General features: G+C 36.2%; 17 protein-coding genes and 1 CRISPR repeat array. Of the genes, 7 read left to right on the top strand and 10 right to left on the bottom strand.

Annotated elements, in window-relative coordinates:
* Positions 1-280 precede the first annotated feature (280 nt).
* The 4 genes from NQ163_RS07330 (at position 281) to NQ163_RS07315 (ending at position 4,834) form a co-directional block, all read left to right on the top strand.
* Positions 281-1,891, top strand: a complete 1,611-nt coding sequence (locus tag NQ163_RS07330; RefSeq protein ID WP_268189647.1) for a cation:proton antiporter family protein — start codon at positions 281-283, stop codon at positions 1,889-1,891.
* A 141-nt stretch (positions 1,892-2,032) separates the two neighbouring features.
* Positions 2,033-2,491 carry a GyrI-like domain-containing protein gene (locus tag NQ163_RS07325; protein WP_268189646.1) on the top strand — a complete coding sequence of 153 codons (459 nt, stop codon included), beginning with the start codon at positions 2,033-2,035 and terminating at the stop codon, positions 2,489-2,491.
* Positions 2,492-2,708: 217 nt separating this feature from the next.
* Positions 2,709-3,662 (top strand): helix-turn-helix transcriptional regulator, encoded by a 954-nt coding sequence (locus NQ163_RS07320; RefSeq protein ID WP_268189645.1) that lies wholly within the window; start codon positions 2,709-2,711, stop codon positions 3,660-3,662.
* A gap of 248 nt (positions 3,663-3,910) precedes the next feature.
* Positions 3,911-4,834 carry an SRPBCC family protein gene (locus tag NQ163_RS07315; RefSeq protein WP_268189644.1) on the top strand — a complete coding sequence of 308 codons (924 nt, stop codon included), beginning with the start codon at positions 3,911-3,913 and terminating at the stop codon, positions 4,832-4,834.
* A 131-nt stretch (positions 4,835-4,965) separates the two neighbouring features.
* On the opposite strand, the gene NQ163_RS07310 is transcribed toward NQ163_RS07315, so the two are convergent.
* The 4 genes from NQ163_RS07310 to NQ163_RS07295 form a co-directional block, all read right to left on the bottom strand.
* Positions 4,966-5,253 (bottom strand): HU family DNA-binding protein, encoded by a 288-nt coding sequence (locus NQ163_RS07310; protein WP_268189658.1) that lies wholly within the window; start codon positions 5,251-5,253, stop codon positions 4,966-4,968.
* 186 nt (positions 5,254-5,439) lie between these two features.
* Positions 5,440-7,074, bottom strand: coding sequence for a patatin-like phospholipase family protein (locus NQ163_RS07305; RefSeq protein ID WP_268189643.1), 1,635 nt, complete (start codon positions 7,072-7,074; stop codon positions 5,440-5,442).
* A gap of 29 nt (positions 7,075-7,103) precedes the next feature.
* Positions 7,104-7,502 carry a hypothetical protein gene (locus tag NQ163_RS07300; protein ID WP_268189641.1) on the bottom strand — a complete coding sequence of 133 codons (399 nt, stop codon included), beginning with the start codon at positions 7,500-7,502 and terminating at the stop codon, positions 7,104-7,106.
* Positions 7,503-7,531: 29 nt separating this feature from the next.
* Entirely contained in the window at positions 7,532-7,624 is a 93-nt protein-coding gene (locus NQ163_RS07295) for a GxxExxY protein (protein WP_268189640.1), read from the bottom strand.
* Positions 7,625-8,696: 1,072 nt separating this feature from the next.
* Between NQ163_RS07295 and NQ163_RS07290 the strand changes: the two genes are divergently transcribed.
* Together NQ163_RS07290 and NQ163_RS07285 are read left to right on the top strand one after the other, a co-directional pair.
* Complete coding sequence (locus NQ163_RS07290) at positions 8,697-8,846, top strand: hypothetical protein (RefSeq protein ID WP_268189639.1); 150 nt, start codon at positions 8,697-8,699, stop codon at positions 8,844-8,846.
* Between the two features lie 29 nt (positions 8,847-8,875).
* The gene (locus NQ163_RS07285; protein WP_268189638.1) at positions 8,876-9,196 is read left to right on the top strand and encodes a hypothetical protein; all 321 of its coding nucleotides are present in this window, start codon (positions 8,876-8,878) and stop codon (positions 9,194-9,196) included.
* A gap of 133 nt (positions 9,197-9,329) precedes the next feature.
* Positions 9,330-12,303: direct repeats of the CRISPR family, unit length 47 nt; unit sequence GTTGTGATTTGCTTGCAGAATGTATCTTTGATGTGTTGAATTACAAC.
* Positions 12,304-12,465: 162 nt separating this feature from the next.
* On the opposite strand, the gene cas2 is transcribed toward NQ163_RS07285, so the two are convergent.
* From cas2 to cas9, 3 genes are read right to left on the bottom strand one after another with little or no spacing between them, the layout of a single operon-like run.
* Positions 12,466-12,804, bottom strand: coding sequence for a CRISPR-associated endonuclease Cas2 (gene cas2 / locus NQ163_RS07280; protein WP_110359702.1), 339 nt, complete (start codon positions 12,802-12,804; stop codon positions 12,466-12,468).
* On the bottom strand, positions 12,773-13,699 hold the full coding sequence (cas1, locus tag NQ163_RS07275; protein WP_268189637.1) for a type II CRISPR-associated endonuclease Cas1: 927 nt from the start codon (positions 13,697-13,699) through the stop codon (positions 12,773-12,775). Before cas1 ends, cas2 begins: the two co-directional genes overlap by 32 nt.
* Positions 13,700-13,709: 10 nt before the next feature.
* Positions 13,710-17,873, bottom strand: a complete 4,164-nt coding sequence (gene cas9 / locus NQ163_RS07270; protein ID WP_268189636.1) for a type II CRISPR RNA-guided endonuclease Cas9 — start codon at positions 17,871-17,873, stop codon at positions 13,710-13,712.
* A 614-nt stretch (positions 17,874-18,487) separates the two neighbouring features.
* Here cas9 and NQ163_RS07265 point away from each other — a divergent pair.
* Complete coding sequence (locus NQ163_RS07265; RefSeq protein ID WP_268189634.1) at positions 18,488-19,033, top strand: hypothetical protein; 546 nt, start codon at positions 18,488-18,490, stop codon at positions 19,031-19,033.
* A gap of 108 nt (positions 19,034-19,141) precedes the next feature.
* Here the strand turns inward: NQ163_RS07265 and NQ163_RS07260 are convergent, their stop codons facing one another.
* From NQ163_RS07260 to NQ163_RS07250, 3 genes are all read right to left on the bottom strand, one after another.
* Positions 19,142-19,612: an RNA methyltransferase gene (locus tag NQ163_RS07260; protein WP_110359693.1), complete on the bottom strand. Its 471-nt coding sequence runs from the start codon at positions 19,610-19,612 to the stop codon at positions 19,142-19,144.
* Positions 19,613-19,673: 61 nt separating this feature from the next.
* On the bottom strand, positions 19,674-20,444 hold the full coding sequence (locus NQ163_RS07255; RefSeq protein ID WP_268189632.1) for a LytR/AlgR family response regulator transcription factor: 771 nt from the start codon (positions 20,442-20,444) through the stop codon (positions 19,674-19,676).
* A 262-nt stretch (positions 20,445-20,706) separates the two neighbouring features.
* Positions 20,707-22,038 carry a RagB/SusD family nutrient uptake outer membrane protein gene (locus tag NQ163_RS07250; protein WP_268189631.1) on the bottom strand — a complete coding sequence of 444 codons (1,332 nt, stop codon included), beginning with the start codon at positions 22,036-22,038 and terminating at the stop codon, positions 20,707-20,709.

Below are 22,038 nucleotides of genomic sequence, written 5' to 3'. Positions count from 1 at the left end.
TACCGACAAAAGTAAAGGGCATTTGAATGTTCATCAATCGCTATTTGTTGTGATTTTATGTTTTTGCAACTTTTTATACATGTTAAGTATCTTATGAATCAATACAATAATAAAAACCACACTTAATCATAAGTGGGAATTCATCAAATAAATCACATCTTTGCACCCATAGATATACCTATATATCATTAGCAAATATTATTGCTCATTGCAGAAGATTTATCTATTTTTAGAATTCCGCAAAAGGGCGCGGAACTTAATCTCTTAAAAAACACTACTTATGGATCCGGTATGGTTGGCTATTGCCTTTGGTTTAGGACTTATTGTAAAATTAATTGGATTGCCTCCTTTGGTAGGCTATCTGTTGGCAGGCTTTACACTGAAATATTTTGGCGCAGAATCTGATGATTTAATTCAAAATATTTCCGATTTGGGGATTACTCTTCTTCTGTTTACCATTGGATTAAAACTAAGAATCAAAGACCTGTTGCATCGCGAAATATGGGGAGGTGCGTCCATTCATATGTTACTGGTTACCCTGCTCATGGCAGTTATTCTATTTGGACTAAGCTATACCTCACTACATATATTTACTGATTTTACCTGGCAGCAAGCATTAATCATCGGTTTTGCACTCAGTTTTTCAAGTACCATTTATGCAGTAAAAATTCTGGAAGAGAAAAGTGAATTAAAATCAGCATACGGGGTATTGTCCATTGGGATACTTATTATTCAAGACATTTTTGCCGTTTTCTATATTGTATTGGTAGCAGGAAAGCTTCCAAGTTATTGGGCCATAGGCTTACCTGTTCTATTTGTTATCATCCGTCCTGTTCTGTTACTGATATTGGAAAAAATTGGTCATGGCGAGATATTAATACTATATGGCTTTTTCCTGGCCTTTGTTGTAGGTGCCGAATTGTTCAAATTTGTTGGCTTAAAAGCCGATTTGGGAGCTTTGGTAGTTGGAATCTTGATTTCCAATCACAAGAAAGCAAAAGAGTTGGCCGATTCTTTAATGAGTTTCAAAGACATCTTTCTGATTGGCTTCTTTCTCTCCATTGGTTTAATTGGCTTACCAAGTTTGCAGATGTTGATTCTTGCCCTGATACTCGCCGTAGCCATAAACTTCAAGGTAATCCTATACTTCTTGGTTTTAACCAGGTTTAAAGTGCGTGCACGAACCTCGGTCTTTACATCGCTGGCTTTGGCCAATTTTAGTGAGTTTGGGCTGATAGTAGCCTCCATTGCAGTGGGCAAAGGTCTAATTCCTTCCGATTGGTTGGTATCCATAGCCATCTCGGTTGCCATAACCTTTATCATATCATCGCCTTTAAACTCGAATGCTCACAAAATATACTCAGGAATTCGCAAGCATTTGAAAAAATTCGAGACCGATAAACGATTGGTTTACGATAAAGCTTTTGATATTGGCGATGCAGAAATTTTGGTTTTTGGTATGGGTAAGCTGGGAATGGCAGTATACGAGCAATTAAATAGAACCTATGGCCGAAAAGTACTTGGGCTTGATTACAATTACGATGTGGTTCAGCGATTAAAGAAAGAGGGCAAAAACATCCAACAGGATGATGCGGCAGATAGTGAATTCTGGGAAAACATTTTCCAGAAATCAAAGAACCACAAAGTGCGTTTGGTAATGCTTTGCATGAACGATCATGCATCCAATCTTTTCTCGGTAGAACGATTAAAAAAGACTCCTTACAAAGGAAACATTGCAGCCATTGCCCGATTTGAAGATGAGCGACAACAACTGGAAAAAATGAATGTAGATGCAGTTTACGACATCTATTCAGAAGCTGGATATGGTTTTGCCAATCATGTTTGTGATCAGATTAATATTGGTTGCGAAGTGAAAAAAACAATATGGTAGGCTTTCAATTCACCTGCTCGCCTTTGAACCTAAAAAATGATAAACATTTACTGTTTTTTCAGAAATATAAAATCCTACTGACATAATGCTGTCACTACTGTCATTTAGCTTTGTTCTATTGTTAATTTAAAAACGGAAATTATGAAGACAACAAAAGCACCGGAAATGACAGTATTGTCAAAAGTCGTGAGAACAAGTTTGGAAGATTTAATGAAAAACATTGAAGACTTTCCAAAAGAGATTGTTCAAGAAGCTGTGAATGCAGGATTACATCCTTCAGGTCCGCAATATTGGATCTACAAATGGGAAACTTGTGTTACCTTAGAAGAATTTGAGTTGAAGATTTGTCTGCCCGTTGCCACATTTGGCAATGCATTTAGCAGTGAGAAGTTTAAACTGGAAAAACTGGAAGAATATCAGCATGTAAAGAAAACCCACTTGGGATCATGGGAAAAGCTTAAGGATTCTTACGAAGCATTAACAGAAGAAATGAAAGCAGAAAATATAGTTCCGGGACAATCTTGCCGAGAACTATACATCAATTGTGATTTCGATAAACCTGAGAATAACATTACTGAAATACAATTTCAAGTAAACTAAAAATATGGGAGTGCCAGTTTTCAATTCACGGCTGCACTCCTCTTTAACCTGAGTTCGAATAAAAATATTCGACACAGAAAATCAGATTTATTCACGATTTGCTGTAAAAAAATCTGAAAGAATATTTGAGAAAACTTCTACTCAAAACCAGTGTAAACTGTGACAATATTTTAAATCGCACCCAGGTTATTAATTTTAAAGCTAAGGAATATCAGTTTTGAACAGAATTGACAGATTACAGGCAATATTAACGCAATTGCAGACCAAAAAGGTTGTTAAAGCGCAAGAAATAGCGGATCGATTTGGCATTAGCCTAAGAACCGTTTATCGTGATATCCGTGCTTTGGAAGAAGGCGGTGTTCCCATAGGTGCCGAGGCAGGTGTTGGATACTTTATTGATGACAACTACTCCTTGCCTCCTATCATGTTTACAAACGAAGAAGCTTCTGCCATTTTGATTGCAGGTAAGTTAATTCCACACACATCCGATAAAGCCATCGATCAATCTTTTCAAAATGCTTTGTACAAAATCAAATCGGTAATGAAAACCGAAGACAAAGCCATGTTGGAGAAACTGGAAAGTTCAGTGAAGGTTTTTAATGGTCCTTATGAAATTCCTCAGAGAGATTCCATATATCTTCAAGACATACAGCAAGCTTTGGTAAAATCGAAAGTGCTAAAATTGAAATACTTTGCCCATTACAAGCAAGAACATTCTTTGCGCGAAGTAGAACCCATTGGATTGCTTTTTTATGCCTTAAACTGGCACTTAATTGCTTACTGCCGATTAAGAGGTGATTATCGTGATTTTAGACTCGATAGGATACGAAATCTGGAAGTTAGTGAGGAAACTTCTCATCGTATTTTAGACAAAGCTTTCGAAGAATATCTGGCACGCGAAAAAGAGCAGTACCAAAGCTTCGAAATCGAACTAAGAATGGAGAAACAAATGGCATTGTATATTCACGAAGCCAAATATTGGTATGGATACTTAAGTGAGCAGGAAGATGGCAAATTCGTAAACATGAAATTTCTGAATCCTGACTTAAACGGTTTTGCTCGCTGGGTTTTAGCAATGACAGATAAAGTTGATATTCTTTCTCCACCCAATTTAAAAAATATGCTGGGCGAAATGGTGAAAAAATTACACGAAAAATACCGAGACGCCTAAGCTTAATTTGAATTCAAATCATCCAATGACTATTTTCTATATTATTAAACTATGTAGGAAGTTCATAACATTAATTGTAAGCACACTCTTGCTGTTTTTACGATTCTGAACTTGATAATCATACAAACCTGTTAAGCAATTTATTCTTGTAACAACTTCTTATTCTTTATAACTTTAAGAATCTGATTTAAAATCATCAAATAAACAAAGCTTTATATACTAAACGAATTACCTAAAATAAAATACCTATGCCTAAAACTTATATTGAAAAATCGATCACCATTGCTGCTGGTGTTGACAGGATAAAAACTATTATTGCTGATTTTAATCACTGGAAAGCCTGGTCGCCCTGGTTCATATTGGAACCTGAAGCTAAAGACAGCATTTCTGATAATGGCAAAACCCACGAATGGGAAGGAAAACGTATCGGATCCGGAATCATTAAAATTGTTGCCGAAGAAGAATCGGTAATTAAATATGATTTGCAATTTTTAAAACCATGGAAATCACAATCGAAAAGTGACTTTATCATCGAAAAAGTTGATGACAACACCACCAAATTGACATGGACCATGGAAGGTTCTCTTCCATTTTTCATGTTCTGGATGAAAAACATGATGGAACGCTTAATTGGAATGGATTACGATCGTGGTTTGTTGATGCTGAAAGATTATATCGAAAAAGATACAGTAGAAGCTAAGCTGGAGTTTCTTGGTGAATCGCAATTTGAAGGTTGTAATTTCGTTGGAGTGAAGAATGAATGCACCATCGATAATATTGGTGAGGTAATGGAAGCTGATTTTAAAAAGCTGGCAGAATTCGCAAAAGAAAACGAAGATATCGTTACCTGCGACTGGTTCTCGGTATATCACAAGTTCGATTTCAACAAAAACAGGGTAGTATATACTTCTGGAGTTGGAATCAAATCAGATCCTGAAAGCATACCTGCCGGAATGCACAAGGGAAATCTTCCGGCTACCAAAGTACAAACCGTACGTCACATTGGCCCTTACGAGCTTTCCGGGAATGGCTGGAGTGCCATTATGTCTATGGAGAGAGCAAAAGAATTTAAACAAAACAAGAAAATTCCTCCTATGGAATTCTACCGCAACAGCCCAATGGAAACAGAACCAAAAGATTTGATTTCTGACATTTGCATGGCAATAAAGTAATAATTTACACAAGAGGCACAAAACACTGTGCCTCTTCTTTTTATGACTAATACATTTCCTCCTGCCAGAAAATTTCGCACAAAAAAAACAGCCACCCAATGGGCAGCTGCTCGGATTCCAGTAATGTAATACTAGTTTACCGCTTCGTCCATAGCTTTACCAGCCTTGAACTTGATTACTTTCTTAGCAGCAATCTGAATTTCTTTTCCAGTTTGAGGGTTTCTACCTGTTCTAGCAGCTCTTTCAGAGATTGAGAATGTACCGAATCCGATCAATTGAGTACTTTCACCTTTCACTAAAGATTCTTTAATTGAATCCATCATTGCGTTTAATGCTTTTTCGCTATCCGCTTTTGACAATCCTGCCTTTTCAGCAATTGCTGAAACCAATTCTTGCTTGTTCATATAATTTTTCTTTATTAAAGTGGGAAGATAATAAAAAATTCCCCAGTTTATTTGATTCTATTGGACTTTATTGATTTAAATTTTTCCAATTGCTCAACAATATAAGCATTTCTTAAGTACAATAAAAATTTTTATTGGGGCTAGATTGTAAAAATTGCCCTTAGCCATGGATGGATTTTAAGACACAAATGCGAGTCAATTCTATTCAGGCGCATCCACCATAAACATTGGATCTTTGTTAAAAGCCGTCCAATCCTTTTTAAGGGCCTTGTACATCTCTTCCATACCTTCACCCTCTATCCCACTCTTTTTCAGCTCTAAAATGTATTTCATCAGGTTGTAACAGGTGGTAAACTGTCCACAGGCAATCAAGGAATTCATTCTATCCAGCTTGATATCTTCCTCGCTCCACCATAGTGTTGTTGGGGCTTCCGAAGCTATCATGGCAACGGTTTTCAATTGTTTTTTAGGGGCAGAAATTTCTTCATTATTTTTCTTCTCCCCATTCAATTCACCAATTACCGAGCTAATTCTTCGGTTTTTCAAAGCCTCCGAAGAGTACAGCAGCTCATAATTCAGGTATCTGATCTGTTTCAGGAAAACGTTATTAATCATTTTGGCACCCGATGTGGCACGTTCTATTATCATGCGCTTTACCAGGTCGATATCCAGGCGCTGGAAGGATTTCACTTCATCCAACAGCGACTCTGGTACATTCTTTCTGAATACCGCTTTAAGTTTGCGTAGGATATCATTCTTTACATGACCCGCTATGGCACCTATTAAAGTAAAGCTTAAACCAACTCCTGTAAAAACCCCTCCTACAACGTATAAGGACGACCACTCCCTCTCCTTAATTAGTTCCAAAGAATTGATGAGCATGATCAAAATGCCTGCCAACAGCACAGACCAATACAAGCAATGAACACGAACGTACTTTAACAGACTCTTGGCTTTCTCTTTGATCGACATTTGAGTGGTATCCTTGGTGCTTTCGGCTTGCCAGGGCTGCATATCGCTGCTGCCCACATCGTTTACTATGATTAAATCCAATGGTTTTTGGCGTTGCTTGGAATTGCTAATGTTCACCATACTCCCAATGCCCTGGTTGTCAACAATTCCTCCATCCATTACACCAACACCATGGCAGAAATCAGGCAGACGCTTTAAGGCCTTGTAGTGTGAGTCTTTTTGATCGTGGATATAATCGTCGGGGAAAACCAAAGGCTCAAAACCAATAGGAAAACAAGAGGATGAAGCCACAATATCGGCCAGCTGTACCCTGGCACTTAGCTGGTTCATTTCGGCACAGCGCAAATTGCCATTTCCAAACACGCCCACGTTCTGAAAACGGAAAGCTTTGCCATACGAAAACTCGGTAGCATTAAAACAAACATGTTTCAGACTTGGTGAAGTACTCTTTTTGAACATTCCAAACTCTCCCTTGAAAATGGGCATATCGGCATAGGTTAACGCAAAGGCATTGATGAGCGAAGGCTTCTTGTACGGATGTTTCGCCCAAGCTTCGGCAGATTCCAGCTTGGCCACAGCATCTTCTACTAGCTTATCATTAGCTGGTACAAAGTTCTGGTAAAAAGCTTTGTAGAAAGCATTGAAGTCGAAATTCTCTTCCTGAACAGCCTTTGCATAGGCCACAGCCAGCAAAGAACCGCCACTAACCGAACTTACAGCCTCTACATGGCTCAATAAGGACTCTCCCTGGTAGCTAATTTTGTTTAGATAGGACACAACGCCCAAGGAAAAAAAAGTGGCGCGATATCCTCCACCGCTAAAACACAAGCCGATGGATTCGAATGGGGTGATTGGGGTTTGCATAAGTAGTTTAATTTATTGAATTAGTAAATTTAATTTCTATTTCTGCAGCTATTCGATAATTTAAAAGCTTCTTCAATTCCAAAAACAACACAAATCAATGCAATCACAAGAATTGCAATAAGGCCTGGCATATCTTCCCCTCTCTCAAAATAAGCCCACAAGAATCCAATAAGTAAGAAAGTGTTAATCCCTAGAAAAAGGTATATAAATAATCTTCTTTTTAGAACTTGATTTACCATTTGTTTCCAACCACTAATGATTAAGTACAAGCCATAATATTCCATTACAACAAAAAGAAATGCAAAGCCAACAATATCACCTATTCCTTCCATGTTTAAAACACTCCAAAGCCAAACTCCCGCGAAACAGGCTAATCCTCCAACAAGTATTTTAATAATTCCTGTCACGATACTCAATACTCTTATCATTTTATTCTACTATAAATAGTCAATACGCACTAATACACAAGCTCTTGAAATCCATTTCCAAGATATTTGTGTACCCTCATGTCACAACCAATGATTTTGTATGTTAGTTCTTCGTGTTTCATAACTTATCGTGAACCATAAGTATTTTTTATGCTTTTTATTAGTCTTGAACCATGATTAGTTTTGATTAACTCGATTTCATGATTCTCCCAAAATCAAGCCATCACATAATCCTTTAAAATCATGGTTCAGACATTTATTAGCAAGTATGAATTTATAAACAATAATTATTAAATAAAAAAATTACGGCAATAATTATGAGAACCATAAAAATACTTTTAAAGAACTGTACTAAAAATAATTCTCCAAAAAATCGATCGTCCATTAGCCGCCATGCCGCACTAATTCTCTCATGCAGCAAGCGGCAGTCGCTTCAAGAAGATGCTTAGCATGTTCTCCCATACCTCTTCCTGCTCAAGTTTTCTATATCAGTAAGATCATAATTTAAGAAATGGGAAACAAGAACAAAGAGTTAGGCATAAAGGACCGAATAAAGCTTGCTTTTATTTTATTGGCAATATTTTCTCCCATATTCGTTTTCATATACTTCAACCACAAAAAAAGAATAGAATTATTACAAAATGATTCTTTTAAGAGCATTGCTTTTATTGAGGACTTAAGACCAAATCAAAGAAAAGGAATCACTACCAGCAAAGATGTAATATATTTCAAATAGCGACACAATGACACCTTGTTTCATGGGATTACTCAAGGATCAGTCGGCACAATTTCTGGTCTTAATATGAAAATTGGTGATGCACACAATTTAATTGTTGCAAGATCAAATTCAAATGTGTATCGATTAAATTTTGATTTAAAACTTGATACAATTTTTAATAATTCCGCAGTGAAATGCCACTCTTATAAATCGGAAAGGCATAGAGATATTATCAAATACGATAAATAAAGTTCAAAAACTTATGTGATGAAAAGAAACTTATTAAGGATATGAGCCAAATGAGTATTTCATGAAAGGAAGAATGATTGAGCTTAACAGGATATTTTTTGCTTATTGATCTATAATTTTCTTCTGTTGATGTAATATTTGTAAAATTCTAGTTTTTACAAGGTTACCTTTCTTTCAAAAAGAGAATAAAGTAATGAAAATTGCTTTATTAATTTAAATAAAATATGATGTTTGAACCATTAAACAACATAGAATTAAAAGAAGCTTTAGGAGGTATAAAAACAGCTTCTACTTTTGGAGAAGATAATATAGGATTTTACGAAGAATGGTGGGAAGATGGCGTGCGCTATAGAAGATATCTTTCCAGAACAACTTGATTTTTCAACCTTTCATTTTATTTGTTATTATGAAGAATGTTTTGCTAATAGTATTTTTTGCTTTTCTATTTCCTCAAGAAAAGCCAATTAAGATAATTGATACTAATCTTATAATTCTAGATGGTTATTGTTATGAAGTTTTAAGTTTCTTGAAAGAAAAAACAAACAATGACTCTATAGTAGTTTCTTATTTTCGTGAAAACTATATTCCTACACGACCTATTCCAAAAGATCTTAAAAACAAAAAACCTAGTGAGTTCATTAAATATTATTTTTTAGAAAGAAATAAGCAAATTAGGTGTATCCATAAAAAGAAATACTATGAAAATGTTTTATTAAAAGAAAAATAAAACTTCATGTTATGTTGTAATTCGCTTGCAGTAACATCTTTCATGATTCCTCTATATTAAATTTATGAATCATGCATGTATCTTTGATGTGTTGAATTACAACTCTCTAACTGCCCGCTTGCATATATATCTAGTTGTGATTTGCTTACAGAATGTATCTTTGATGTGTTGAATTACAACTAGGGCCAAACAGAATAGTTCCAAAACCAAGTTGTGATTTGCTTACAGAATGTATCTTTGATGTGTTGAATTACAACGTTAGGCGGTGTCTCCCGTTCTCAATAGTGGTTGTGATTTGCTTGCAGAATGTATCTTTGATGTGTTGAATTACAACAATGAAAACAATGAGATTTACATATTAAGAGTTGTGATTTGCTTGCAGAATGTATCTTTGATGTGTTGAATTACAACTTTATCTTGGCGGCTTATTCGATGCAGATGGTTGTGATTTGCTTGCAGAATGTATCTTTGATGTGTTGAATTACAACCTGAAGATTATTTGTTGCTTGAAGCAGCAAGTTGTGATTTGCTTGCAGAATGTATCTTTGATGTGTTGAATTACAACTTTAAAGGCTAAAAAAGACAACGCCCCAGTTTGTTGTGATTTGCTTGCAGAATGTATCTTTGATGTGTTGAATTACAACATGTACCCACTATTGTTTAACACTATTAAAGTTGTGATTTGCTTGCAGAATGTATCTTTGATGTGTTGAATTACAACGAGCATGTTTTACTTTCACCGCCTCACAATGTTGTGATTTGCTTGCAGAATGTATCTTTGATGTGTTGAATTACAACATTCGGTTTGTACAAAAATTCAGTCAATGAGTTGTGATTTGCTTGCAGAATGTATCTTTGATGTGTTGAATTACAACCTAATAATCGCAGTTCAGCTTTATCAATATGTTGTGATTTGCTTGCAGAATGTATCTTTGATGTGTTGAATTACAACGCAGATGGCAAAAATTGAAGTAATAGATCAGTTGTGATTTGCTTGCAGAATGTATCTTTGATGTGTTGAATTACAACTATAACTTTACACAGATTAACACAACATCCGTTGTGATTTGCTTGCAGAATGTATCTTTGATGTGTTGAATTACAACTTTGTAGATTGGGTTGTCTTTGAGCCTCACGTTGTGATTTGCTTGCAGAATGTATCTTTGATGTGTTGAATTACAACATGTTATTGAGAAGCATTCCCAATGGAGGTGTTGTGATTTGCTTGCAGAATGTATCTTTGATGTGTTGAATTACAACCTTGATTTTTTCAAATTGAAATACATGAAGGTTGTGATTTGCTTGCAGAATGTATCTTTGATGTGTTGAATTACAACCAGATTAAGACTTTATGAAAGAACTTTTCTGTTGTGATTTGCTTGCAGAATGTATCTTTGATGTGTTGAATTACAACCTTGCTTTGTATTTGCCCTCATTACTCACAGTTGTGATTTGCTTGCAGAATGTATCTTTGATGTGTTGAATTACAACACTGATTTTGCCAACCCTTTCACACAGGCGGTTGTGATTTGCTTGCAGAATGTATCTTTGATGTGTTGAATTACAACGAAGTATAGAATAAATGGATTCGATCAGATGTTGTGATTTGCTTGCAGAATGTATCTTTGATGTGTTGAATTACAACGCTTTTAAAATGTATTAGAACTACTTTATAGTTGTGATTTGCTTGCAGAATGTATCTTTGATGTGTTGAATTACAACTCACCTTTGGCATCTGCGATATTAGCATGTGTTGTGATTTGCTTGCAGAATGTATCTTTGATGTGTTGAATTACAACACAACGAAGCTAATAAGACTTTGGAGTATTGTTGTGATTTGCTTGCAGAATGTATCTTTGATGTGTTGAATTACAACATTACGAATTCGAGGAGCAGGTGGAGGATAGTTGTGATTTGCTTGCAGAATGTATCTTTGATGTGTTGAATTACAACGCCGATTGTTTCAACTCAATTAGAATTACTGTTGTGATTTGCTTGCAGAATGTATCTTTGATGTGTTGAATTACAACTGATTTTGAAAATAAGCTTGCTTTAATGCAGTTGTGATTTGCTTGCAGAATGTATCTTTGATGTGTTGAATTACAACAACCAACCTTCATTTAATGCTTTAGCAATAGTTGTGATTTGCTTGCAGAATGTATCTTTGATGTGTTGAATTACAACATAACTTCTTTCAATTCATTAACATCTTCAGTTGTGATTTGCTTGCAGAATGTATCTTTGATGTGTTGAATTACAACAGAATTTATAACATTATAGAAGAGCCTATTGTTGTGATTTGCTTGCAGAATGTATCTTTGATGTGTTGAATTACAACTCGAGATGGTTGGATATTTGTCACACCAGGTTGTGATTTGCTTGCAGAATGTATCTTTGATGTGTTGAATTACAACTTAAGCAGATGGAAAGGCACACAAAGCGCAGTTGTGATTTGCTTGCAGAATGTATCTTTGATGTGTTGAATTACAACAAGTAAAGGCCAGATTAAGTGAGTACGATAGTTGTGATTTGCTTGCAGAATGTATCTTTGATGTGTTGAATTACAACGTTAAGCCCTGTTTCTATTCCGTTTATTGTGTTGTGATTTGCTTGCAGAATGTATCTTTGATGTGTTGAATTACAACAGGAGTTAAGGAGTTCACAAACCACTAATAGTTGTGATTTGCTTGCAGAATGTATCTTTGATGTGTTGAATTACAACCTTGAAAACGAACCACTGAATTCAGGGAGAGTTGTGATTTGCTTGCAGAATGTATCTTTGATGTGTTGAATTACAACATGTTGAAATTCAACGAAGCGCATAATATCGTTGTGATTTGCTTGCAGAATGTATCTTTGATGTGTTGAATTACAACCCGTTAATGGTATAATTACCGTTAACATCCGTTGTGATTTGCTTGCAGAATGTATCTTTGATGTGTTGAATTACAACAACAGACATGTGGCGCAGAGATTAAAGTTTGTTGTGATTTGCTTGCAGAATGTATCTTTGATGTGTTGAATTACAACTTATTTTGCCTATTGGAGTATTAAATAACAGTTGTGATTTGCTTGCAGAATGTATCTTTGATGTGTTGAATTACAACCTATCAAGGGAAAGTATCTCACAATAAGAAAGTTGTAAAACACATTAGAAATGAAAAACCCGAGGCTTTCGAACTTCGGGTTTTCTTGTTATGGAGATTTTTTGAATTCTAATACTGCCAAAATCTAACAGATTGCTTCGTCCAAGATCCTAGCAATTACAACTAGAAAAGCTGTAATTGCTGTACCACATCGGGTTTATCAGCGGTTTCTCTACTGTAAAACAATTCCATGGCTGCAAATTGCTTGTCGGTGATTTTTAGAATTCCGACATGTCCATGTTCGGGCAACAAATGTTTTACACGTTTGGCATGAACATCGGCATTTTCGCGAGATGGACAGGTTCTCATATAAATTGAAAACTGAAACATGGTAAATCCATCCTTCAACAATTCCTTTCGAAATCGGCCTGCTGCCTTCCTCTCCTTTTTGGTATCGGTAGGCAAGTCGAAAAACACCAGTACCCACATGCTACGATATTGGCTTAAAGCTTCGTGACTCATAAAAATCGGGATAGAGGATTTTACGACGCTCTCCTGCAAAACATTCGAACAAAGAATTGGTAGTTCGGCTAATGGCTGTCATTAAGGGACTTTTCTTACCACCTATCAACACGTCACAGGTTAATACACTCAACAATTTTGATTTCTGATCGGTTGTTAAGTCTTCCGACCTAAACTCTCCCTCGTAATACATGGGCAATACCAATTGGTCGCAAAACGGACGGTAAGGTTCCATAATATCATCAGCCAAACAGTAAGCATTGTATTTGTTGCGATGAAAAATGCCCAAAGTGGGCAGCATGCCACTACTCACCAAAGCACGAGCAACCGCTGCGCGTATTAAGGCATAGGCATAGTTTAATTGAGGATTAGGTGCCTTTCCGAAACGCTCCCGGACAAAATCATCATCACCCAAAAGCAAATCCCAATACACTTTGGCAGCACGTCCTTCTATATTATCCGAATCGCCCGATTTAATCTGAGGAATCAAAGCGTGTAATCTTTTGGCCTCCTTTCCCATTTGTTCCAATACATCGGCCTGATTGGCCAGCTTGGCAGCAACGGTCTGAGCCCACAAGTTCTTTTTTAAAGGCTCAGAGGCTGCAATTTGAATTCTAAAACGCTCCGATTGCAATGAGTTGCCAGCCAAAGGCATTAACAAACCCACAGGGTGATGTTTCTCGTTACAGGATAAAACTGCCACATTGTTTAGCACCAATTCCGAAAGCAAAGCCTGGCTAACGGTTACCTGCGGATGATCCAAAACCACCACTCCAATATCTTCAATGGGAATGCTGGCTACCGCCTTGCTTTGTTCTGGCTTTAAAACTTTCAATTGTTTGTCCTGTCTTCTCAAGTAGGCAGGATTTCCAAAATACAATGTACGTTTGATCATGATTACATTATTAGATACTCATTTCTAATTCTTGTTTTTGTTGAACTTCTTCTCCTACATGAACAATTTGTCCCAAATGGTTTATTCTTACTTTTATTACTCCTTCTAATCCATTTAATGAAATTCGTTTATATGCAACATCTTTCAACTTTGAATTCATTTCCACATTAGTTTCCAAATGATGTCTGAAAAAATAATCTTTTATTGTGAACTTTTGAACTCTAAACAAATGCTTCGAAATCTCTCTTGCATTCTTTTCATCCATCAAATCCTTTTCATTTGGATCAAAACCATCTGCAGGGAAAACAAACATTTCATTTTGCTTCATGGTAAATAAAAATTGCCATCCTTCCTTCTTCTTATAGTCGTAATCAATCACAGAAACGCCTGCATTTACCCTGGCAACAGCCTCATAAAAAGAAACAACCTGCTCTTGCAATTTCCCTTTGTTATCCCTGTAAATAGCTACATGATGATTGTTACCTGTACTTACAAAATCAACAGGTTTGGTTTCACCTACAGCATCCAATATTAAATTGCCTTTGTGATCTTTCTGATCGTGTAAGGCTTCTGCATTTTTCACTCCTGATATACTTACTCGTTTAATGGATATACCTGCTTTTTTGTTCAACCAAATTGGATTTTTATCGAGATTTGAGAAGGCTTCCTTCGCATTGCCTCCAAACTCTTCCAATCTGGCACTCAAAATTCTTTTTACACCTTTATCTATTACCTTATCCAATTTTAAATCAGGTCCTATTTCCTTTCTAATGGTATAATTCTCTTCTGCTACATGAATTTTTACCTTTTCAGGCACTTGTTCTTGTTTTGCAGCATCGGTATAAACTGGATTCTTTGCAACCGCATTTTTTCCGGTAAATGCTTTCTTTGCATCGTTCCCGAATTCAGCCAAGCGTCTTAAAATGGCATCCTTGTATTTTGGTTTGCATACTTTAAGTGCTGTTTCAAAAGTCATTTTGGCACCTAATTTTTCCTCTTTTATCCCCTGCTCTATTATCCTTCCATAAACTGTTTCTTTATGTAGCTGTCCACGAGGTGTAAGTTGTACTTTTTTAAAGGTTTCACCAGATTTCCTGTAATGGTTTACATTCTGCGTTACTACCTTATTTTTAGCTTTAAATGAAATCAGTATCTGTTCCAGATGATTTTTAGCCTGCTGTCTGAAATCAGGTATTGGTGATTTAAATACACGTTTCTTTCTACCGCTTTTAGTATCTAAAGTGGTTGTTATTTTATTTCTAATTCCATACAGTTTGCTCTCTTTCTCACGAGAAGCATGCAAGTTATTTAAATATTGAACATGATCGTAGGTAGTAAAAGCAGCAGTTAAGGCATCCATAGCATGATGGCGATGATCGTTACGTTTGGTCCAATCTTTAATCACCAATACTTTTTTATTATCTTTTCTTTCTTGGTCTTCTGTTAAGCCTAATGCTTTATATTTGGGTAAATTCAATTCCTTCATTACATTCACCAGTCCCCAGTCTTCACGTAAACGATCCGTAACACTGCCTGAAGTAGTGTTTACGGTTCGGATAACTTCCATTAGTAACTGTTTTGCCTTTTTAGCGATGTACTGACTGTTTCTCAGGTCACGCTCAATAAAATCCTTTGGCAAATCAGCCACTTTCATCAATAACTTCTCATACTTGGCTTTATTAATGCCTTTAACCTGTTTGCTTTTTTGAGATTTTTGCCAAGCTGCGTACAGTGTTTCTACTCTATTCTTGTAATTAGGTAAATCAGCCGAGTACTTTCCTTTCATAAAATCATATCCTGTAGAATCTCCCTTTTCAAGATTTACTGCACGAAAAGCCAATGTTTTATTCGAAAATGAATCATCGAACAATACAGCTTTGGGTATTATATGCTCAATATCAATATCCTTTGAAAATAATCTGGAAGGTTCTATATATTGATTCGAAAATAAGGTTTTATAACCGTTCTCACTTAATTCCTCATATAAACGATAACGAATAATGTCATTTCTTGTAGGATTTGACACATTAAAAGGAGGTTTTCTAAGAAGTTTTACAATCTCTTCATTTCTACGTTTGGCATCATTAATTCCTTGGGTCATTCTCTTTCGCTCCTCAGCCGATTTTTTCAACTCACGAGCCAATTCAATCCTTACTTCATGTGGTTTTCCGTATACCTCAATCACTTGGTTCACCAAATTTACCATTTGATTCAGGATTTTTTCAACAACAGGATTACGCAAACTGTTTTTGGGCAATAAATTTAACTGATCTTTTAGCTCCCTACTTGCCAATTCTTCTGCATTCAAAGAGTGTGAATGATTATAACCAGCCTCATTGCAGGCTTCGGAATACAGAAACCCCTTTTTCAAATATGGATATATCTTTTTTATGGCGCGAGCACTTAATTGTCCGTAATCCTGCTGTAAATTTAAATTAGCCAACATAGCTGCATATTGAGGCTGAAAACCAAAAGCTTTGTGCAGCTTTTTCTTTAACGCTACTGCCGAATTTCCATAAACAAACTGATCTTCCTCACTAATCTTCTCGTCATCTTCAACAGAATAAATCAAATGCCATAACTGATATGCAGCTTGCTTATCAAATTCATTTCCCTTAATATCGGCATCAAAACGAAGTAAATCTTCAGATAAACCAATCTCTGGAAAGATTGCTTTCAACTCCTCATTAATTTCTCTTGCTGATTTCTTAGCCCAATCGAATCCATAACCCTCATACTCTGCAACCAATTGATAAACTCCATATAGCTGCTGATTTGTTGTATTACCTGAAAGCCCTTCCTTATAGTTCAGTTTCCATTCATTTTTCGGTAGTTCCAAACACTTCAATACCTGATCTTGACTCAAATCTCCTCTTACATTCAACTCTTCGAACAAAAGCTGCCTCTCCGTTTCATCAAGTTTTCTCTGCTCTTTACTTTTCTGATTTTGCAGCTCTACACTATTTACCAAGCACCAAATTTTAAACTCTTGAAACAATGGTGATGATTTTGGTATAGCCTTATGTTTCGGTTCAAACTCACAATTACTAATTAAGTGTTTCTGCGATTTTAGCTTACGCTGATAAAAGATAACAACATCACGCACTTCTTCTTTCAGTTCTGGAGTTAACTCTTTATAATACTGGGCTTGTGTTTCCCATATCTGCTCGAACTCATCTAAATAATCCTGACGATAAAAAACTTTGTTCTTTAAACTGCCGTGGAAATTCTCCTGTAACTGACGATAAAGATTCTGCCCAATGGTTTCCTTTTCAAAATACAGTTCCTTACTTCTATCGCTAATGGCTCCCAAGTAGCCACTTGATTTATTTAGGTTATTATTGATTTCAACCAATACATAAGCAACAACTTCTATCGGTAATTGCTGCTGGAGAGCATCAACTCTCCATTGATAATGTTGTAATTTAACTTGCTCACGTTTACCCTTATTTTCAGCTGTGTATATCTGGTAAACTGCTAAAAACAATTTTCGAGTATTTTGTTGTCCTTGCCCTTCAAGCTTTTTATAAAACTCATCGGTAAGTATATCAGGATGATACTGTTTCTGATAATTCCATATTGCATCCAACTCCAGCTTTAAATCAGAACGATAAAATTCTGGAATATACTTTCTGCCATCTTTTAACAAGTTCAACACATACTGTCCCGGAGTCAATTGATTATCGTATAATTCTTTTGCTATAGCCATCCCATCAATTACACTCCCTTCCTCTTCATTTTTGGCTTTTCTACTACTTCTGTAACCTCTTTTCTTATTAATGGCCAACAATACTCGGGCAAACTCTTCTTTTTCTATTTTCTTACTGGCCGATAAGGAACGTAAACGCCAGGTTTCGTGGGTAGTGAAATTTCCTTCTTCGGTCAACACTGTATCCTTGGTAATAATTCCACTCTTCGCAAGTAGATCATGTAGGTTCTTACGCCTCTGTTTATAACGCTGCAAATTTCGTCTTGCACCACGTTTTAATGTTCTGTCAGCATTAACCGATAATGGATTACCTTTTTCAAAATCAGTTTGCTCATCTGTCGTTAATGGATTAACACGTACACCCAGTTTAATAATTTCTGATTGTTCGCATTCATTCTCAGCTTCGTTTACCAAAGCCCAACCAATAGAGGTAGTTCCAAGATCTAAGCCTAATATTTTTTTCATAAGAAGTGTTGTATGTTTAGTTTATTGTTTCTATTTTTGGAGTACATTCTGTAAGCAAATCACAATAAGGATTATTCCGTTGTGAAAACATTTAAGCCGCCTCGACTTTCCATTCGGGGCTTTTTTATGCTATCATCTTTCCCGATATATTAGCTATCGGTTTCCATAGCTATAATCCAAACTGTTTCGTGAAGAAAACCGATGTAATTGTGTGAGGTATTGGTCATGTGCTTGAATAATATTCTACTCAAATGAATGAACAGTATGTAAATATAAAAAATTATTCCGTAAGTAAACAATAATTATTCTTGGTAAATATTTATAGTATGCCTCCCCCATTTTTCTGTCTTATTGTTAGATTCCCTCCAAGCAAATTCATTAAATTTGATTGCAAAACTGTTGAAATAAAGGATATCCACCAAAAACTTATTGATTATAAATCAAGTGATAAAAGGAATAAAAAAGACAAATATCTAATGAAATTAAAGGTACATGGTGAAACTAAAATGGGTGTTACAATGAGAATCAAACAAGAATTAAGGAAAGCTAATATGCTTAAATTGGAATACAATTCATTAAATAATACTTCACAGCCGAACCATTAAAAACAGAAAATGAGAAAATACCATCAAGCAGAATACACTAGCGTTCCCACACGATTAAAACTTACCAAATTGGGCTACTTAGGTCATTACGCATTTGTATTTTTTGCACTCCTTCCATTTTTATTGTCCATATTCTCCTACCTAGAATTTCTTACTGGCAATTATAATGGAGTAAGACCTATAGAAAAGATGTTTGATGGTACTTCTATTTTTGTAAGTATTGCATTCCTATTGTTTTTATTACAATACAATAGGCTTCGATTCAAAACACATCCAATCAATATCCCTGAAGAAAAAGTAATTGAGATATGCCATAGAATTGCTGAGGTAAACGAATGGAAAGTTGAACAAAGTACAAAAAATGTATTCGTTGCCAGCACCAAAGCTCCATTTGATTTTATTGGAGAACTAATCACGGTGATCGTGCATCATCAAAAGGTGTATATCAATTGTATTTGTGATCCATATCAAAGACCAAACATTACATCATTTGGCTACAATAGAAAGTATCAAAAAGAGATCATAAGGCAAATCAATAATGCAAGCAAGGGGTAAGCTTATTGTGGCTCAATACCACACGAATCAATGTTTGAAGCGATCAATCCTAATGTAGGAACTAACTAATATTTTACGAATATGCTTAGCATATCAATCCCCACCAATCTAATACATCGTCTGTCCAAACTTGGCTTTCAGGTTTCTGTCGTACATGATGATGCTACCTGCAACCGAAACATTCACACTAAGGCGTGTATCGAATTTTACCAGGTGGTGCGATTTTTCGATGGCAGTTTTGGTTAAGCCATTGTCTTCGGCTCCCAATAGGTAAACACAACGGCGTGGATGTTTGAACTCTTCAAGGTTTACAGCTTTGTCGTCCAGCTCCACTCCTACCAGAACGGCTCCTTTTGGCAGGTGGGCATAGAAATCATCGAAATTGTCGTAATGAAAATACGGCATGGCTCCTGTGGCTTTGTGTGTATCGCAGGCTTGTTTTGCATAGCGTTTGCCAACGGTAAAAATAAAGCTTGCTCCCATATTCTGTGCCGATCGCCACAACACCCCTAAATTCTCGGGTGTTTTCCCATTCTGTATTCCAATTCCAAAAAATCCTTGTTCCAGTGTATCTATCATTTGTACTTTAAATTACCTGCTGTAAATCTATATTGGCTTCACCTTTCAATTCAAACTGCAATCAGCCATTCAACCATTGCTTAAAATCGTTGCATCGGTCCTGGCTCACAATGGCATCTATACATTCTGCCTGATCGGGTTTCAGATTGAGTTTGATTCGTGTTTTCGAGTAGTAATGCATGTCGATAATAGAGGCATAACTCACCATAAACTTACGGTTGATGCGAAAGAATCTTTTGGGATTCAATTTGCCCTCCAAAGAGCTTAAAGTGCCATCGCACAAATAACGGTGCCCTTCTAAATCGAAAAGGTAGAGCGATTTTCCATCGGCCATAAAATAAGCGATTTTATCCACCTCAAGAGAACACAAACGATCGCCAAGACTTACCATGAAGCGTTCCTGGTATGCATTTCCAGCCACCAAATGATGTAAAGAATGTTGCAGTGTAGACAAATCTATACTTTCCTTGTTTTGATAATTCTTTTCGAATTTTTGCAAGGCCATTTCCAAATCATCCGGATCAATCGGCTTTAGCAAGTAATCCACACTGTTTTGCTTAAAGGCCTGTATGGCATACTGATCGTAAGCCGTAGTGAAAATCAAGGGACTATCAACACTTATTTTATCGAAAATGCCAAAACTATTGCCATCACCCAGGTGAATGTCCATAAAAATCAAATCGGGCTTATGTGAAGAAAGGTACTTCACAGCATCCTTAACATTCTCTAAATGTGCTGTAATTTGAATTTGATCCGGACGCAGACTCAAAAGCATCTTCTCCAACTCACGTGCTGCCAACTGTTCATCCTCTATGATTACTACTTCTATCATCTCCTTTTATATTTTGAAGGCGCCAATTTACAAAAGAAAAGGGGCATTCCATTACGGAATGCCCCAATTTTTGATTCAAATGATATGCTAAGTGCCCTGTCAACACGCAACTGACGCAGCAAATCTTGTTCTTGATTGTTTTTGCTTTGGAATAAAAAGACTCTCGTAGCTACTGCTATGCTTACTTTTTATTACTTCCCAAAAACAAACCAATAAGTTCGACTTATACATCATTTGAGTATTCACATGACACTAATCCGTCCTAATCTCTCAAATTAGGATTATTGTCTATTGCTTCCTGAGGGAAACGCAATGTATAACGAGGATCGTTCTTTATAAGAGTTGCAGTTTCACCCTTGTATGTATGAACGATTTCTTCCTGTGTTGTTCTTCTTAAGTCGAACCAACGGTGACCTTCGAAAGCTAACTCACGGAAACGTTCCGTAGCAATCTCAGCAATTAAATTTACTTTATTCAATGCATTGATTCTTGTTTCTTCAGTAGCATAGAAATCTGCTATCAATCGTTTTGATTTTAACTGATTCAAATAATCTTTCGCGTCATCCAATTCATCCAAACGAGCCTTACATTCTGCTACAATCAGATACAATTCAGCAGTACGGAAAGTACATTTCGAAGCCAACTCAACCCCTTTATTAATGGCAAATTCTTCACCATCAGCTTCAAAATACAAGGCAAAACGCAAATCATTGCTTTGCTCAAATGCCGCCTTCATTTCTTCTGAAATATAAGTAGCACTACGTAAATCACTATTCACATTATCGTCCATGGCAAGAATGCTTTCTACAGCATCGTACATATGCGGTGCTTTCGAGTTGTCAGCTAGCAAATCCTGTAAATCTGCTTTCAATTTTAATGCTTCCAAAGCACTTTCCTGAGCTTTTGCGTATTCTGCCATATACAAATATACTCTCGACTGAAATGCCAATGCAGCCACCTTACTAAATCGATAGTTTAAACCTGTTGCATAAGTATCCACTTTCAATTTAGAAAGACCTTGTTCAATATCCGATTGAATTTGCTCATATACTTCAGCAACTGTATTTGGAATGTATTCTGCCTCGCTATCAATTTTCAGAGAAAGAGGAATTCCTCGATCTGTAGCAGCGCTTGCTTTCTGATAAGGCTTTCCAAACATGTTTACCAGGTTAAAATGAATGTAAGCTCTTAATAGATACGCTTCTCCTAAAATCTGGTCAATCTCTTCCTGTGTCGCTTCGGTTGCACCATCACCTTCTGCAATCACATGATTGGCATACATGATTACTTTGTAAAAAATATCATAAGTATAGGCAATTGTATTATCAGCAGGATTGGCATCGTTCCACATGTAAATGTCCTTTACATTGGATAAATCATACCTGTTTTCATTTAATTTTACTTCGTCGGTGCGAAAAGCCAACTTCGCTTTATCAGCAGGAATTGCATGGTAAGCACTGCTTAAAAGATCTCTAAAATCTTCTCCTGTAGTTGGAATCACTCTATCCTTTGGCTTTACATCCAAATAATCCTCACAGGCAGAGAATGATACTACTGCCAGCAATAAAAATAAATATGTACTAAATTTTCTCAT

This window comes from Marinifilum sp. D737 (genome assembly GCF_026672275.1).
In the GTDB taxonomy this organism is placed as follows: Bacteria; Bacteroidota; Bacteroidia; order Bacteroidales; family Marinifilaceae; genus Marinifilum.
This window is presented reverse-complemented; position numbering and strand designations above follow the sequence as displayed.

Coding starts and splice junctions, on each gene's coding strand:
- NQ163_RS07330 (WP_268189647.1), top strand. CDS start 281: ATGGATCCGGTATGGTTGGCTATTGCCTTTGGTTTAGGACTTATTGTA.
- NQ163_RS07325 (WP_268189646.1), top strand. CDS start 2,033: ATGAAGACAACAAAAGCACCGGAAATGACAGTATTGTCAAAAGTCGTG.
- NQ163_RS07315 (WP_268189644.1), top strand. CDS start 3,911: ATGCCTAAAACTTATATTGAAAAATCGATCACCATTGCTGCTGGTGTT.
- NQ163_RS07305 (WP_268189643.1), bottom strand. CDS start 7,074: ATGCAAACCCCAATCACCCCATTCGAATCCATCGGCTTGTGTTTTAGC.
- NQ163_RS07300 (WP_268189641.1), bottom strand. CDS start 7,502: ATGATAAGAGTATTGAGTATCGTGACAGGAATTATTAAAATACTTGTT.
- NQ163_RS07295 (WP_268189640.1), bottom strand. CDS start 7,624: ATGAAACACGAAGAACTAACATACAAAATCATTGGTTGTGACATGAGG.
- NQ163_RS07290 (WP_268189639.1), top strand. CDS start 8,697: ATGTTTGAACCATTAAACAACATAGAATTAAAAGAAGCTTTAGGAGGT.
- NQ163_RS07285 (WP_268189638.1), top strand. CDS start 8,876: ATGAAGAATGTTTTGCTAATAGTATTTTTTGCTTTTCTATTTCCTCAA.
- cas2 (WP_110359702.1), bottom strand. CDS start 12,804: ATGAGTCACGAAGCTTTAAGCCAATATCGTAGCATGTGGGTACTGGTG.
- cas1 (WP_268189637.1), bottom strand. CDS start 13,699: ATGATCAAACGTACATTGTATTTTGGAAATCCTGCCTACTTGAGAAGA.
- cas9 (WP_268189636.1), bottom strand. CDS start 17,873: ATGAAAAAAATATTAGGCTTAGATCTTGGAACTACCTCTATTGGTTGG.
- NQ163_RS07265 (WP_268189634.1), top strand. CDS start 18,488: ATGAGAAAATACCATCAAGCAGAATACACTAGCGTTCCCACACGATTA.
- NQ163_RS07260 (WP_110359693.1), bottom strand. CDS start 19,612: ATGATAGATACACTGGAACAAGGATTTTTTGGAATTGGAATACAGAAT.
- NQ163_RS07255 (WP_268189632.1), bottom strand. CDS start 20,444: ATGATAGAAGTAGTAATCATAGAGGATGAACAGTTGGCAGCACGTGAG.
- NQ163_RS07250 (WP_268189631.1), bottom strand. CDS start 22,038: ATGAGAAAATTTAGTACATATTTATTTTTATTGCTGGCAGTAGTATCA.